A 15,289-nucleotide genomic window follows, 5' to 3' on the forward strand; every position below is an offset into this window, starting at 1 on the left:
CACATATAGTAGTTTCGGTAAAACTACGGAGACGCGGGCGTCACCATCTGGATACAAGGCCGCTCGCCACGCGCATTCACTCACCCTGAGTGGGAATGCCGCGACCGGGCGTGTCCCCGCCTTCGGGGCGGGGACACCGCGGTTCGGAGGGCCCGGTGGGTCAGTTCTCCTCGTTCTTCTCCCTACTGCGCATCCACCGGATCTCGGCGTCGATGAAACCGTCGATCTCGCCGTCCAGGACACCCGAGGTGTTACCGGTCTCCGCGCCGGTCCGCACGTCCTTGACACTCTGGTAGGGGTGCAGGACGTAGTTGCGCATCTGGGTCCCCCAGCTGCTCACCGAGTCGCCGCGGATCTCGTCCAGGGCGGCCTGCTCCTCCTCGCGCTTGCGGGCCAGGAGCTTGGCCTGGAGCATCGACATCGCGGTCGCCTTGTTCTGCAGCTGCGAACGCTCGTTCTGGCAGGAGACCACGATGCCCGTCGGCAGGTGGGTGATGCGCACCGCGGAGTCCGTGGTGTTGACGCCCTGACCGCCGGGACCGCTGGAACGGTACACGTCCACTCGCAGCTCGGTCTCGTCGATCTCGATGTGGTCGCTCTGTTCGACCACCGGCACGACGTCCACGCCGGCGAACGAGGTCTGGCGCCGGTTCTGGTTGTCGAAGGGCGAGATGCGCACCAGCCGGTGGGTGCCGTGCTCCCCCCTCAGCGTGCCGTAGGCGAAGGGCGCCTTGACCACGAACGAGGTGGACTTGATGCCCGCCTCCTCCGCGTAGGAGGTCTCGTAGACATCCGTGGGGTATCCGTGCCGTTCCGCCCAGCGCAGGTACATGCGCTGGAGCATCTGCGCCCAGTCGGCGGCGTCGACGCCGCCGGCCTGGGAGTTGATGGTGACGATGGCTTCGTTCTCGTCGTGCGGCCCGTTGAGGAGCGTACGCACCTCCAGCTCACCGATGTCCTTGCGGAGCTGCTCGAGCTCACGGTCCGCCTCGGCCTTGGTGTCCGGGTCGTCCTCGGTCTCGGCGAGCTCGTAGAGCACCCCGAGGTCGTCGAGGCGCTGCCTGATGCCACCGACCTTGTTGACCATGGACTCCAGAACGGAGAGCTGGCGCGTCACCTTCTGCGCGTTGCCCTGGTCGGACCACAGGTCGGGGTCCGCGGACTGCTCGCGCAGTTCGGCGATCTGGGTCTGCATCGCCTCCAGGTCCAACACGGCGGTCACACTCGCCAGGGTCGCCGCGAGTTCCTTGATCTTCTCTGCTGGGTCCAGTTCTGCCACGGGACCCAGTGTAGGACCCAGTGAAGGGGCGGTCCCCCATCCGCACTTCCCGGAAGGCGCGAAAGGGGCGCGCGGTCACCCGCACGCCCCTCGTGTGCCCGTTCCCTAGCCGACCAGGGAACGGATGGACCGCAGGGCCACCGACAGGGTGGCCAGGTCGAAGCGCTCGTTCTCCTGGATCTCCGAGAGGGTGATCCCGGCGCGCTGCACCGCGGTCTCGTTCTGCTCGGTCCAGCCGGCGATCAGTTCGGGGTTGGACTCCGCCGTCCCCGACTCCAGGACCCGGCCGGTCAGGTCGGCGTGCGCCGTGTACAGGTCGTCGCGCAGCGCCGAACGGGCCATCGTGCCCCAGCGGTCGTCCCGCGGCAGGTCGATGATCCGCTCACGCCACCAGCTGATGTTGAACCGGTCGGCCAGTTCGAAGTACAGGCTGGCCACCCGGCCGACCGGGTGGCCGGTGCGGTGCGCGATCTCCACCAGGTCCAGGGTGGAGTAGGCGGGCACCATGGCGGCGACCTGCCCGGCCAGGCCGGTGGGCACTCCCATCGAGGTGTACCGGTCGCGGCGCTCCTCGAAGGCCTCCCGGTCGCGGCCGCGCAGCAGGTCCTCCAGTTGGGGCAGGACCTCGCCCACGCCCTCGGCGAAGAAGCCGATCTCACTGCTCAGGTCGAACGGGAAGGTCCGCTTGCGCAGCAGCCACCGGGCGGAGCGCTCGGCGAGCTTGCGGGTCTCCAGCAACAGCGCCAGCTGGCTGTCCACGGAGATCCGGTGGTCCAGCTCCTCGATCTCGCCCCAGAACCTGCGCAGCTGGAGGACGTCCTGGACCACCAGGTAGGCGCGGGCGATGTCCGCGGCGCTGGAGCCCAGCTCCTCGTTGAGGCGGAACGCGTAGGTGATTCCCGACCGGTTGACCATCTGGTTGGTCACCTGGTTGACGATGATCTCCTTGCGCAGCGGGTGGGACTCCACACCCGGGGCGAAGCGGTCCGAGCGCAGCGGCGTCGGGAAGTAGTCCGTCAGGGTCGACGCCAGGTAGGGGTCGTCGGCCAGGTCGGAGAGCTCGATCTGGTCCTTGAGGCTGATCTTGGTGTAGGAGAGCAGCGTCGCGAACTCCGGGCCGGTCAACCCCTTGCCCTGGGCTCGCCGTTCGGCGATCGCCTTGTCCGAGGGCAGGTCCTCCTGCTTGCGCTTGAGGACCTTGGCGCGCTCCAGTTGGCGCATGTAGCGGCCGTGCACGTGCAGCATCTCGTGGGCCTGCTTGCGCGCGGCGGCCAGCACCGTGTTCTGGGCGTAGTTGTTGTCCAGGACCAGCGAGGCGACCTCGTCGGTCATGTCGATGAACAGCTGGTCGCGATCGTCCTTGGCGAGTTCGCCGGCCTGCACCTCGCGGTCCAGCATGATCTTGATGTTGACCTCGTGGTCGGAGGTGTCCACACCGGCGGAGTTGTCGATGAAGTCACTGTTGACCCGGCCGCCCTCCCGGGCGAACTCGATCCGGGCGGGCTGGGTCAGGCCCAGGTTGCCGCCCTCCCCGACCACCTTCACGCGCAGCGCGGAGGCGTCGACGCGCACCTGGTCGTTGGTCTTGTCACCGACGTCGGCGTCGGTCTCGCCGCTGGCCTTGACGTAGGTGCCGATACCGCCGTTCCACAGCAGGTCCACCGGCGAGGTGAGCACGTACCGGATGAGCTCGTCCGGGGTGAGCGCCGTGACGTCCTCGTCGATACCCAGGGCCTCGCGTACCTGCGGGGTGAGGGTGATCGACTTGGCGGTGCGCGGGTGCACGCCCCCGCCCTCGGAGATCAGCTCGGGATCGTAGTCCTCCCAGGTGCTGCGCGGGAGGCGGAACAACCGCTCGCGTTCGGCCCAGGATGCCGCGGGGTCCGGGTCCGGGTCGAGGAAGACGTGGCGGTGGTCGAAGGCGGCCACCAGCTTGATCTGCTTGGACAGCAGCATCCCGTTGCCGAACACGTCACCGGACATGTCACCGATCCCGACAACGGTGAACGGCTGCTGCTGGACGTCGACGCCCATCTCGCGGAAGTGGTACCGCACCGACTCCCAGGCGCCGCGGGCGGTGATGCCCATCGCCTTGTGGTCGTAACCGACCGAGCCGCCGCTGGCGAAGGCGTCGCCCAGCCAGAAGCCGCGCTCGATGGAGATCGCGTTGGCGGTGTCCGAGAAGGTGGCGGTGCCCTTGTCGGCGGCGACCACCAGGTAGGAGTCGTCGGCGTCGTGCCGGACCGTGCGCTCGGGGTGCACGACGCGGCCGTCGACGAGGTTGTCGGTGACGTCGAGCAGGCCGCTGATGAACTGCTTGTAGCAGGAGACGACCTCAGCCGACACCTCCTCACGGCTGCCCCCGACGGGCAGCCGCTTGCAGACGAACCCACCCTTGGCGCCGCTGGGCACGATGACGGAGTTCTTCACCATCTGGGCCTTGACCAGGCCGAGGACCTCGGTGCGGAAGTCCTCGAACCGGTCCGACCAGCGCAGGCCGCCGCGGGCCACGGAGCCGAAGCGCAGGTGGACGCCCTCGACGCGCGGCGAGTAGACGTACATCTCGAACCGGGGCCGCGGGTTGGGCAGGTCCGGGATCTCCTGCGGGTCGAGCTTGAGCACCAGGTAGGGGTGGCGTTCGCTTCCGCCCTGGTAGTGGTTGGTGCGCAGGGTGGCCTGGATGACCGCCAGGAACGAGCGCAGGATGCGGTCGTGGTCCAGGCTGGCCACGCCCTCCAGTTCGCTCCTGACCTTGCCTGCGATCACCTCGCAGCGCTCGTCGCGGCCCTCGTCGGCCTGGTCGGGGTCGAAGCGGTTCTCGAAGAGCTCCACCAGCAGGTTGGCGATCCCCACGTTGGCGACGAGGACGTCGGCCAGGTAGTCGGGGCTGAAGGTGGACCCGGTCTGCCGCAGGTACTTGGCGTAGGCGCGCAGGACGGTGAGCTGGCGCCAGTCGAGCCCTGCGCGCACGACCAGGGCGTTGAAGCGGTCGGACTCGCTGAGATCGCGCCAGGAGGCGTCGAAGGCGTCCTCGAAGAGCGCCTTGAGCCGGGCGGGCGAGAGGTCCGAGGACTCCAGCGGACCGAGTCCGAAGTCGTAGATCCAGACCTTGTCGAGGCCCTCGACGTGCAGGTCGTAGGGGCGCTCGTCGACCACCTCGACGCCGAGGTGCTCCAGTACGGGCAGCACACGGGACAGCGAGATGGGTTCGCCGATCCGGGCCAGGCGGAACCGCCAGGTCGAGGCGTCGGCCCCTTCGGGCTGGTAGAGGCCGGCCGAGAACTCGCCCTGGCGGGAGCCCGGGGTGGTCCGCTTGAGCAGGTCCTCGACCCGGGCGATGTCCCTGGCGGCGAAGGCCGGGCTGTTGTCGACCTTGTACGCCTCGGTGAGCCCGGAGGCGTAGCGCTCCTTGAGCGTGGTGGCGCGGGTCGGGCCGAACTCGTCGATGAGGGCGTCGTCGAAGTCGACGTCCCAGGAGCGGGCCGCCTGGCGGACCTTCTCCTCCAGGGCGACCTGGTCGATGTCGGCGAGGGTGTGTCCGGGCCGGGCGCGGGCCACCAGGTAGAGGCGGGCCAGCGGGGCGGCGCCGATCATCACGTTGTGGTCCATGGTGGCGCCCTGGAAGGCGTCGGCGAGGACCTTCTGGATCTCCAGTCGCACCCGGGTGCTGTACTCGTCGCGCGGCATGTACACGAAGCAGGAGATGTACCGGCCGCCGTAGGGGTCGCGGCGCATGAACAGCTTGGTGCCGCGGCGGTCGCGCAGGCGCAGGACGCCGCGGACGATGTTGTAGAGCTCGCCCACGGGGATCTGGAGCAGCTCCTCGCGGGGGAAGGTCTCCAGGAGCTCGATCAGGTCCTTGCCGTCGTAGCTCTCGGCCTCGAACCCGGCCAGGGAGAGGACCTCGGCCTGCTTGCGGCGCAGGATCGGGATCTGGGCGATGCTGCTGGTGTTGGCCTGGGAGGTGAACAGGCCGAGGAAGCGGCGTTCGCCGACGATGTTGCCCTGGGCGTCGAACTTCTTGACCCCGATGTAGTCCAGGTACTTGGGCCGGTAGACGGTGGCGCGGGAGTTGGCCTTGGTGAGCACCAGGACGTAGGGCTCACGGGCCTTGGCCCGGATCTCCGGGGGCAGGGCCGCGAAACTGGTGGAGGCGGGCGAGTCCATCCGCAGGATGCCCAGGCCGGTGCCGGGCTCGGGGCGCAGCGAGTCGTCGCCGTTCTCGTCGGTGACGAGGGAGTACTCGCGGTAGCCCATGAAGGTGAAGTGGCGGCTGGCCATCCAGCGCAGGAAGTCGACGCTCTCGCCGATCTCACGCTGGTCGACGCCGCCCGAGACCAGGCGGTCCGGGTAGGCGGCCAGCTCGTCGGCGATCCGGATGACCCGGTCGTTCATCTTGGCGGAGTCCTCGTCCACGCAGCGGACGTCGTTGAGGACGCGCTCCAGCCTGGTGGTGATCTCCTTGACCCGGTCGGGATCGCTCTGGCGGTCGATCTCGATGTGCATCCACGACTCGTCGGTGGGCAGCAGGCCGTCGCCGCCGATCTCCGGGTCGACCTCCAGGAGGCGGCCGGACAGGTCCCGGCCGACGGTCATCTGGGGGTGGATGATCAGCCGTACCCCGGCGCCCAGGTCCCGCAGGGCCATGGTGACGGAGGAGACGAGGAAGGGTGCGTTGTCGGTGACGATCTCGACGATGCTGGTCTGCTGCTCCCAGCCGTCCCGGTCGAGGTCCGGTGTGTAGACCCGGACCTTGGCCCGCCCCTGGGCTCGCTCGGCGCCGAAGGAGCGGTGGGCCTCGGCGGTCCCGCAGATCTGCTCGGGGCTGCGCCCGCTGATCTCCTCGGGGTCCGTGTGCCGGTAGTAGAAGGGAAGGAAGCGGCGGACCGCGTCGGCGGACTCGGGGCTCAGTCGGTCCCCGGGACTCCACCGGGAGGCCGCGTCGCTGAGCAGCTTCTGGAGGATGACGTCGGATTGCCCGGACATAGGGATCTCTCACTCCTTTGTGAGCAACGTCGCACGAGCGCATGAGAGAACACCCGGTCATGTGACGTGTGTGGCTCGTCAGTTGACCTGTGAACTTCTGTGCTGAGTTGTGACTTTTCGTGAGTGCCTTGGGTCGCAGTGAACCCGTGAAGGCGGTGGTCGGCTTGGTACCTGTGCGCACAGGTCGCGTCAAACGGGGCGGTGGAACATCGTTGTCCCTGCCCCTGCGCGGTCCCCGCGACGCGGGGACCGTGAACAGGCTACTGCTTTTCGCGCCCGAGAACAGGACCAACACCGTTACACGGTGGTTACCTACTGTAAGAAACGGATTGCGGAGATCGCCGGGGCTCCTGGCCGCACCGGTCCCGGCACGGGCCTCGAGGCGGCTGACGGGGGTGCGCACGGAGCCGCGCCCCGCCTGCCGACGGCGCACGACCGTTATCGGGACGTCGCCCGGTGGACGGCGGTCATCACGGCCCTGGGATCGCTGAGGTCGGGGAGCACCATCTGCGCTCCGGCCTCCCGCAGCTGGCCCTCGGTCGCCGTCCCGTTGAGCACCGCGAGCGGCGTCGCTCCGCCGATCAGGGCGGCGCGCACGTCCGGAGCCGAACCGGTGACGAACACCGTCTCCTCCTCGGTGTAGGCCCGGCCGCCCTCGCCCGTGGCGTGCAGTCGGATGGACTGGATGAGGCTGGACTTGGGGTAGTTCACCGAACCGAACCCGCCCACGGCCAGGTTGAGGTGGGTGTCCAGGCCGAAGGCCACCAGTTTGGCGGTGGCGTTGGCCCGGGTGCTTCCGCTGACCACGGTCTGGACGGTGTCCGGCATGGAGGCGACGGCGGCCAGGGAGGCCGCGGCCCCCGGCATGACCCGGCCCTTGGCCAGGAGCTGCTCGTGGCGGGCGCCGAACGCCGTCTCGAGAGCGGCCAGGAAGTCGGCCAGGGTGTCGGTGTCGGGTTCGAGATCGACGTAGTTCCGGGCGCAGAACTCGAAGAACATCTCCGAGTCGGTGCGTCCCGCCGACGAGGTCAGGTAGACCAGCGGTTCACCCGTGACCTTCTCGAAGGCCTCGGCGTAGGCGGCCCGCATCACCTGCCCCACGTCGAGGAGGGTGAGGTCGATGTTCCATAGCACCAGGCGGCTGATGGCTGACTCCTCGGCGGTCGGGGTTCGGGGACGCAACCATTGTGCCGGACGGGCGATTCAGGGAGGAAACGACGTCCGAATCCGGCCAGAGGGCAGCGGCCGGGGCAGGGTTCCGAGCCCGCCCTGACAGGTTCGCCCCCCTTTCGCGGTGATCTTGCTACCAGGGGCGATTTCGGCGCCGAAGTTGCCCCTGGTAGCAAGATCACCGTGGTTCGGCCGGGCTGCGGAGGCGGTTCCCACCCCCGTCACATCCGGGACTCCTCGACGAGGTGGCGCAGTTCCTGGACGGCGAACCACATGAGTTCGTGCTCGTCGGCGGCGTCGGAGGAGGGGTCCGCCGCGGCCCTGGCGATGTCCTCGGCCGCGTCTGCGTCGTCCACGTGCGCGGACCTGAGCTTCTTGTAGGGCACACCGGCCCGGACGCTGACGCGGGCGACGCCGTCGGCGTGGCGGGCCTCGTGTTCGACGACGTGGTCGGGCATCTCCGCGGCGAGCACCACGCGGCGGCGGGGCGCCCCGGGGACCTGTGCCAGGAGTCCGAGCGAGGCGTCGGCGGCCGCGTACATGGCGTCGTACTCGGCCTCCTCGAGATCACCGCCCGGCCCGGGCTCGGCGGTGAAGGCGGTGAGTTCCGCACCCTCCAGGCGGCCCGCGTCGAGCAGGGCCGCCAGAGCGGGGACGGTGCTGGGAAGGAAGACGTACATGGGCACTCCAGGACGTGGTCGGGTCCCTACGAGTTTCCCAAAGAACCCGTGGTGACCGGACCGGCTCCCCGCCCGCGGACCGGTTCCGCGGTCAGACCCGCTGGCGTTCGGGTTCGCCCTCGGGGGCCAGGAAGCGGGACAGCTTCCGGCGGGTGCTGTCCACGTCGGTGTGCAGGATGCCGGTCATCCCGAGCGACTCGGCGGTCGCCACGTTGTGCCCCAGGTCGTCGATGAACACGCAGTCCTGGGGGCTGAGTCCCATCTGCTCGCAGGTGTGCAGGTAGATGCGCTCCTCGGGCTTGCGCATACCCACCTCGCCCGAGATCACCACGGTGTCGAAGGTGGCCGCGAAGTGTTCGCGCGGGTACCCGTTGCCCCAGGAGTTGGACAGCAGCGCGGTGCTGGCACCGCTCCCCCGCACCGAGCGGATGGTCTCGTACATGTCGTGGACCGGGTCGAAGTTCGAGAACATGCGGTGGATCAGCCCGTCCGCCACCACGGGGCCGCCGTGCGTGGAGCGCAGCAGGGCGGCGAGGTCGCGTTCGAACTCACCCGTGTCGATCTCACCCCGCTCCAGTGCGTGCACGGGGTTGTCGGGCAGGCTTCCGTCGAAGTACGGCCGCATGACCTCGTAGTAGTGCTCGGCATCGATCCGGTCCGCCTGGAGCCAGGCCCGGATGCCGTCGAGCAGGGGCGGTGTGAGGACACCGCCCCAGTCCGAGATGACACCGCGTCGGGCGCCGTTCATCCGATCCCCTCCCTTCCTGGACGTCTTCCGCCCGGAGGGGGCCGGGCGGGGAACGGTTCTTCCCGTTCCCCGCACCGTTCAACCACGCGGTCCGGTCAGTAGCCGAGCCCGGTTCCGGCGCTCACCTCGGCCCCGGGGATGGCCACCGGCAATGTTCCGGACGGGTCGAGCTCCCCCGCGATCGCCTTCGCCGCGGCCACCCGGGAGACCTCCACCGCCGAGTACAGGGCGAGGAAGGCGTCCACCTCGGGGAACGCCTCCAGGTCGTAGGGGCCGCCCTGGGAGACCACGACGACCGGTGTGCCCGCGGCCTCGCCCGCGGAGACCAGGCCCTGCTGCTCCTGCGACCCCCGGGCGCCGTCGGTGCCCACCACGAGCACCTCCTCGCCGCTGTCCACGACCTCCAGGCCGGCGTCCGCCAGGGCCGGGGAGAGCCGGTCGGCGCCCACGCCCCGCACACGCACGCGTGTGCCCTCGGCGAGCGGCAGCAGGGAGGCCTCGTTGCGGACGAGGGTGACCGAGGCGTCGGCCACCCGCTGGGCGGCCTCGGCGTGCCCGGGCTCCTCCAGGACCTGGGCGGCCCCGGCCGGATCGGCGGATCCGCCTTCGAGGATCCCGCGCCTCTCCTTGAGAGTGAGGATCCGCAGGACGGACCGGTCGATGCGCTCCTCGGTGATCCGCCCGCTCCCGACGGCCTCGCGCAGTGCGGAGACCGCCGCCGCGGGGTCCGGCGGCATGAGGAGCTGGTCCACACCGGCCTCCACCACCCGGACGGCCACCTCGCCGTCGTCGTGGCGTTGGCGCACGCCCTCCATGTTGAGGGCGTCGGTGGTGACCACCCCGTCGTAGCCGAGTTCTCCGCGCAGGATGCCGTCGATGATCGACGGGGACAGTGTGGCCGGGTCCGGGTCCTCCTCGGCGTCCAGCTGCGGCATGAGCACGTGGGCGGTCATGATCGCGTCCACCTCCGCGTCCACGGCCGCCCGGAACGGCGGGAGGTGCTCGTCCTCCCACTGGTCCCGGGGCATGTCGATGACGGGCAGCCCGGTGTGGCTGTCGACGTCGGTGTCCCCGTGGCCCGGGAAGTGCTTGACCACCGGGGCCACACCGTGCTCGGCGTAGGCGCCGGCCTCGGCGAGCACCATCTCGGACACCAGTTCCGGGTCGGAGCCGAAGGACCGGATTCCGATGACCGGGTTGTCGGGGTTGGTGTTGACGTCGGCGTCGGGCGCGTAGTTCATGTTGACGCCGACGGCGGTGAGCTCCTCGGCGGTGGTGGCGGCGCGCAGGGCGGCCAGTTCGGTGTCCCCGGTGGCGCCGACCGCCATGGCGTCGGGGAACCGGGTGCCCACGGGCATCCGGGCCACCAGGCCCTGCTCCTGGTCGATACCGATCAGCAGGGGGACGCCCTGCCCCTGTTCGGCGGCCAGGTCCTGGACACCCGCCGACATCCGGGCGATCTGCTCGGCGTCGTTCAGGTTGGCGTCGAAGTAGATGAGGCCGCCGGGACGGTGCGCCTCGATCTGGGCGGCGTTCTCGGCTGCCGTGGTGCCCTGCGCGGTGAGGACCAGGAGTTGGCCGATCTTGTCGTCCAGGTCCATGTCCTCGAGCAGCTGCGGGGCCAGGACCGGTTCGAAGGGTTCGGCCGAGGCTCCGGGGCTCCGGTCATCGCTCCCGGGCGAGGTGTCCACCTCCTCTGGTGTGGAGCAGGCTGTGCTGATCAGGGTGAGGGCCACACAGGCCGAGGCCAGGGCAGGTGGAACGGACGGTCTCATGGCGGGCTTCATTCTCCGGCGGGTCGCTGCTTGCCGCCGGAGACTACCCGGTCGCGGCGCCGGGGAGGGCGCACCCCGCCGTGGCGCGGGCGGGTTCGGGGGCCTCACTCCCAGAGGAAGAGGGCCTCTCCCGGTTCGACGGCTCCTTCGGCCTGTTCGGAGAGGGCCTCCGGCCGGGCGTCCAGGGCCACCACCGGAACGACCGAGGGTTTGCCCAGGGCGGCCACCGTCCCCGGCGACCAGCGGATCACCGGGGCGCCCGCCGCCACCTGCGCTCCCTCCCGGGCGAGGAGGACGAACCCCTCGCCGGCGAGCTGCACGGTGTCGATGCCCAGGTGGACGAGGACTCCGCGCCCGCCGTCGGGGGCCATGACCACGTAGGCGTGCGGGTGGAGCTTGACCAGGGTCCCGGCGATCGGGGCGACCGCCTCGTGCTGGGACTCCTGGCCGCCCTCCTGTCCTGGTTCGGGGTGGACCGCCACCCCGGGGCCGACCATGCTCTGGGAGAACACCGGGTCCGGCACTGTCTCCAGGGACATCGCCGTTCCGGTGACGGGGGAGAGTACGCGCAGCGCACCGTTCACGTCTGACATGGAGGAGATCTTCCCCAGGGACAGAACTTAACCCGCGAACCGGCCACCCGAAAGGACCAAAGTCCTGCCTTCGGGCGCCGTTCCGCCAGGACTAGTCGAGAAGGTCCCGAATGTCGTCGGTGAGGGAGTCCGCCTCCGGGCCGACCACCACCTGGACGACGTTTCCGGAGACGAGGACGCCGTGCGCGCCCGCCGCCTTCAGGTCGTTCTCCCGGACCAGTCCGGGGTCGGCGACCTCGGTACGCAGCCGGGTGATGCAGGCCTCGATGTCCTCGATGTTGGCCGCGCCGCCCAACCCGGCGACGATCGCCGCTGCCTTGTCCGCCATGTGCCCTCCGTGCTCTACCCGGGATCGCGTGCCCCGGGGCCTGGACCGAGCTTAGGGGTGACTTCGCCCACTTGCCAGGGTGGGCGCGGTGGCCGGTCGTCACCGGGTCGGCGCGGCCCTCAGCCGGAGCGCCCGGCGTCCCCGTCGGCCGGGCTCTCCGGCCCGGTTTCGGAGGTGCCGTCCGCGGCGGCCGGGGCCGTGTGCGGGGCGGCGGTCTCGTCGGGATCCGGCTCGCGTCCCGGGGTGGGGATGTTGAACCTGGTGATGAGCAGGTAGAAGATCCCGAAGTAGACCAGGAAGTAGAACGCCCCGAACAGGAGCAGGATCCCCAGCCCCTGGGTGTTGTCCTTCGTCGCGTTCAGCAGCAGGTCGATCAGGCCTGCGGAGAAGCCGAAGCCCAACTGGACGTCGAGGAGGTTCATCAGCGCCATCGAGATACCGGTCAGCACGATGTGCACGGCGAAGAGGACCGGTGCGACGAAGATGAACGCGAACTCCACGGGTTCGGTGATACCCGTGACGAACGCGGTCAGTGCCGCGGGGATCATGATCGAGCCGATCTGCGCGCGCCTGGCCCTGGACGCGGTCAGCCACATCGCGAGCGCGGCCCCGGGGAGGCCGAACATGAGGACGGGGAAGAACCCGGAGAGCATGCCGCCCGCGTCCGGGTCCCCGGCGAAGTACCGGGTGATCTCGCCGTGGGTGACCGTGCCGTCCTCGGCGGTGTGGGTACCGGAGACGAACCAGATGAACGAGTTCACCACGTGGTGCAGACCCATGGGGAGCAGAACGCGGTTGATGACTCCGTAGAGGCCGGCACCGAGCGCACCCGCACCGATGATGGCCTCGCCGAGGTTCTGGATCCACATGCCGACGAGCGGCCAGACCAGGCCCAGCACCACACCCATGAGCAGGGCGGCCAGGGCCGTGACGATGGGCACGAAGCGGCGGCCGCCGAAGAAGCCCAGCCAGGTGGGCAGTTTGATCCGGTGGTAGCGCTGCCACAGCAGCGCCGCCACCAGGCCCACCGCGATTCCGCCGAGCACGTCGGTGGGGTTCTTGACCGCGTGGTTGATCATCGGGGCGACGGCGTTGACCGCCTCCGGGCCGGTGAGCGGCTCCCTGGTCACCGGATCGACGGCGAGGGGGTAGCTGACCAGCCGTGAGCCGATGTCACCGGTGGCGCCGTCGAAGGTCACCATCGTCCAGGTGGCCACCCGGTCGAACACCAGGTAGCCGACCACGGCGGCGAGGGCGGTCGAACCGTCGGCGCGCCTGGCGAAGCCGATGGCCACACCGATGGCGAACAGCAGCGGGAGGGCCTCGAAGATCGCTTCGCCCGCGGTGCCGACGGCACCCGAGACGGGGTCCATCCAGCCCATTCCGCTGAACCCCGCCAGACCGTCGGCGCCGAGCAGGTCGGGTTGTCCCAGTCGGAGCAGGATCGCGGCGGCGGGCAGGACCGCGATCGGCATCATGAGGCTGCGGCCGAGCCGCTGGAGTACGGCCAGCGCCGAGGAACCGCGTTTGGTTCCGCGTCCGGTTCGGCGTTCGGCGTCCGGGGAAACGGGGGTCGGGTCCGACATGGCGGGGGGTACCTCCCTTTCGAACGCGCGCCCTGAGGGCGCGGTGCGTCAGTCGCCGTGCTGCCTCGGGTCGAGGCGGGAGTGCAGCTGGTAGCGGTCAGCACGGTAGGTGGACAGCGCGAGTTCGACGCACTGTCCCTTGGCGAAGCTTCGGCGCTGCATGATCAGCACCGGGCTTCCAGCGGGCAGGCCGAGGAGGCGGGAGTCGGCCGAGTCGCAGATCCCGGCCTCGATGGTCTGTTCCCCGGAATCCAACAGGATGTCGAACTCGTTTTCCAGGACCTCGTAGAGGGATCGTTCGGCGAGGTCGTAGTCCTCCAGCCCCGGAACCATGTCCGCGGGGATGTTGGAACGCTCCACCGCCATGGGTTCGTCGTCTGCGGTGCGCATGCGTTCGATGTGGTGGACGAGGGTCCCCGGGGCGATGTCGAGCATGCGGGCGGTGTGGCCGCTGGCCGGGATGACCTGACGGATCAGCTCGCGTGCGCCGGGTTCGTAGCCGCGGGCCCGCATGTCCTCGCTGAAGGACGCCAGGACGAGGGACATCTCGATCTTGGGCCGGGCGACGAAGGTGCCCTTGCCCGGAACCCGGTAGAGGCGCCCCTCCGCCACCAGCAGGTCGATGGTCTGGCGCACGGTCATCCGGGAGAGGCCGTAGGTGGTGCTGAGCTCGCGCTCGGAGGGCACCATGTCGTCCACGCCCAGCCCGGCCGCGGTGATCCAGTCCAGAAGCAGGTCACGGAGTTGGACGTACTTGGGCAGCGGGTTGCTGGCGTCGATCGGCATGGGGCGGGCGGCCTTCTCGGTCGGCGGTCGGGTTGGCGTTAGACCCTAGGGCATATCCACCGAACACGCCCTGGCGCGGGGCCTGCTCCGGCACCTGACTCGTACCGGCGCATACCGGATATCAACTGGTATAGTCCGGACTAGACCATAGCGCGACCCGCGTGTCAATCCACCTTGTGGCACGCGGAGCGAACCAGCATCGTGACTGGCCGTAGGCGTTGCCCCGGCCCGTCCACGAGCGACCAGCGCGGCCCCCGGCGCATGTCCAGGCCCGCCCGTCCACCCCGGAGGGTTCTCCATGACCAGCACGACGAGCCTGATGAGCTCCGAGATCGCCGAACAGCCCGAGGCGCTGCGCCGCACCTTCGCCGACCTGCTGCCCCTGCGCGCCGAGATCGAGGCGCTCGGCCGCAGCACCAAGCACGTCCTGTTCATCGCCCGCGGCTCCTCCGACAACGCCGCGGTCTACGGCAGTTACCTCCTGCAGGCGCACACCGGCCGTCTGGCCACCCTGGGCTCCCCCTCCATCGCGACCGCCTACGGTGCCAGGATCGACCTCTCGGACGTCCTCGCCGTGGCCATCTCCCAGTCCGGCAAGACGGAGGAGATCGTCGAGACCATGCGCTGGGCCGCCGACTGCGGGGCCCGTACCGTCGGCGTCACCAACGGCGCGGACTCCCCGCTCGCGGCCGAGGCCGACGTCGCCCTGGTCACCCGGGCCGGGAACGAGGTCGCGGTCCCGGCCACCAAGACCTACAACACCCAGCTGGCCGCCCTCGCGGTCCTCGCCCTGGGTCTGGGCGCGGACCTCGACCCCGGTGAACTGGACCTGGTGCCGGAGGGCATCGAGCAGACCCTCGCGGCGCCCGCGGACGCCCTGGAGGAGATCGTCGAGCGGATGGTGGCCGTCCAGGGAGCGGTGATCTCCGGACGCGGCATGGCCTTCTCCACCGCGCTGGAGGCGGCGCTGAAGCTCAAGGAGGCCTGCTACCTGCACGCGATGGGCCTGTCCTACGCCGACCTGCTGCACGGCCCGATCGCGGTCGTGGACCCGCGCACCCCGGCGCTGCTGGTGGCCGCGCCCGACGGCCCCACCCTGCAGGGCACGGTCGCCCTCGCGGAGCGGGCCCGTTCCGCCGGCGCACCGGTGTTCGGCTTCGGCGGCGGCGCGGCCCTGGCCGCGGCGAGCGATCTGTCCGTGCCGGTACCGGACGTACCCGAGTGGGTGTCCCCGATGAACCTCATCGTCCCCGCCCAGCTGCTCACCGAACACCTCGCCCGCCGCCTGGGCTACGACCCCGACGTCCCGCGCGGCCTCAACAAGGTCACCCAGACCTCCTGAGCCCGGCCCCGGCCCG

Annotated in this window: 11 protein-coding genes; 1 reads left to right on the plus strand and 10 read right to left on the minus strand. The window is 70.0% G+C overall.

The window, feature by feature from the left end:
• Window positions 1-160: 160 nt before the first annotated feature.
• The 10 genes from prfB to IE195_RS05810 all read right to left on the minus strand — a co-directional run bounded on the left by prfB (window position 161) and on the right by IE195_RS05810 (window position 13,931).
• Entirely contained in the window at window positions 161-1,279 is a 1,119-nt protein-coding gene (gene prfB / locus IE195_RS05765) for a peptide chain release factor 2 (RefSeq protein WP_191268334.1), read from the minus strand.
• Between the two features lie 105 nt (window positions 1,280-1,384).
• Window positions 1,385-6,265, minus strand: a complete 4,881-nt coding sequence (locus tag IE195_RS05770) for an NAD-glutamate dehydrogenase (protein ID WP_191268335.1) — start codon at window positions 6,263-6,265, stop codon at window positions 1,385-1,387.
• 438 nt (window positions 6,266-6,703) lie between these two features.
• A complete protein-coding gene (locus IE195_RS05775) occupies window positions 6,704-7,399 on the minus strand; it encodes an HAD family hydrolase (protein ID WP_191269001.1) in 696 nt (231 codons plus the stop codon).
• Between the two features lie 257 nt (window positions 7,400-7,656).
• A complete protein-coding gene (locus IE195_RS05780; RefSeq protein WP_191268336.1) occupies window positions 7,657-8,115 on the minus strand; it encodes a DUF6912 family protein in 459 nt (152 codons plus the stop codon).
• Between the two features lie 91 nt (window positions 8,116-8,206).
• Window positions 8,207-8,863: an HAD family hydrolase gene (locus IE195_RS05785; protein ID WP_191268337.1), complete on the minus strand. Its 657-nt coding sequence runs from the start codon at window positions 8,861-8,863 to the stop codon at window positions 8,207-8,209.
• 95 nt (window positions 8,864-8,958) lie between these two features.
• Entirely contained in the window at window positions 8,959-10,638 is a 1,680-nt protein-coding gene (locus IE195_RS05790) for a glycoside hydrolase family 3 protein (protein ID WP_191268338.1), read from the minus strand.
• Window positions 10,639-10,742: 104 nt separating this feature from the next.
• The gene (locus IE195_RS05795; RefSeq protein WP_191268339.1) at window positions 10,743-11,231 is read right to left on the minus strand and encodes a PTS sugar transporter subunit IIA; all 489 of its coding nucleotides are present in this window, start codon (window positions 11,229-11,231) and stop codon (window positions 10,743-10,745) included.
• Between the two features lie 91 nt (window positions 11,232-11,322).
• On the minus strand, window positions 11,323-11,559 hold the full coding sequence (locus IE195_RS05800) for a PTS sugar transporter subunit IIB (RefSeq protein WP_191268340.1): 237 nt from the start codon (window positions 11,557-11,559) through the stop codon (window positions 11,323-11,325).
• Between the two features lie 119 nt (window positions 11,560-11,678).
• Complete coding sequence (locus tag IE195_RS05805; protein ID WP_191268341.1) at window positions 11,679-13,145, minus strand: PTS transporter subunit EIIC; 1,467 nt, start codon at window positions 13,143-13,145, stop codon at window positions 11,679-11,681.
• Between the two features lie 48 nt (window positions 13,146-13,193).
• Entirely contained in the window at window positions 13,194-13,931 is a 738-nt protein-coding gene (locus IE195_RS05810; protein WP_191268342.1) for a GntR family transcriptional regulator, read from the minus strand.
• A gap of 298 nt (window positions 13,932-14,229) precedes the next feature.
• Between IE195_RS05810 and IE195_RS05815 the strand changes: the two genes are divergently transcribed.
• On the plus strand, window positions 14,230-15,273 hold the full coding sequence (locus tag IE195_RS05815) for an SIS domain-containing protein (protein ID WP_191268343.1): 1,044 nt from the start codon (window positions 14,230-14,232) through the stop codon (window positions 15,271-15,273).
• Window positions 15,274-15,289 lie beyond the last annotated feature (16 nt).

It is taken from the genome of Nocardiopsis terrae (assembly GCF_014651695.1).
In the GTDB taxonomy this organism is placed as follows: domain Bacteria; phylum Actinomycetota; class Actinomycetes; order Streptosporangiales; family Streptosporangiaceae; genus Nocardiopsis; species Nocardiopsis terrae.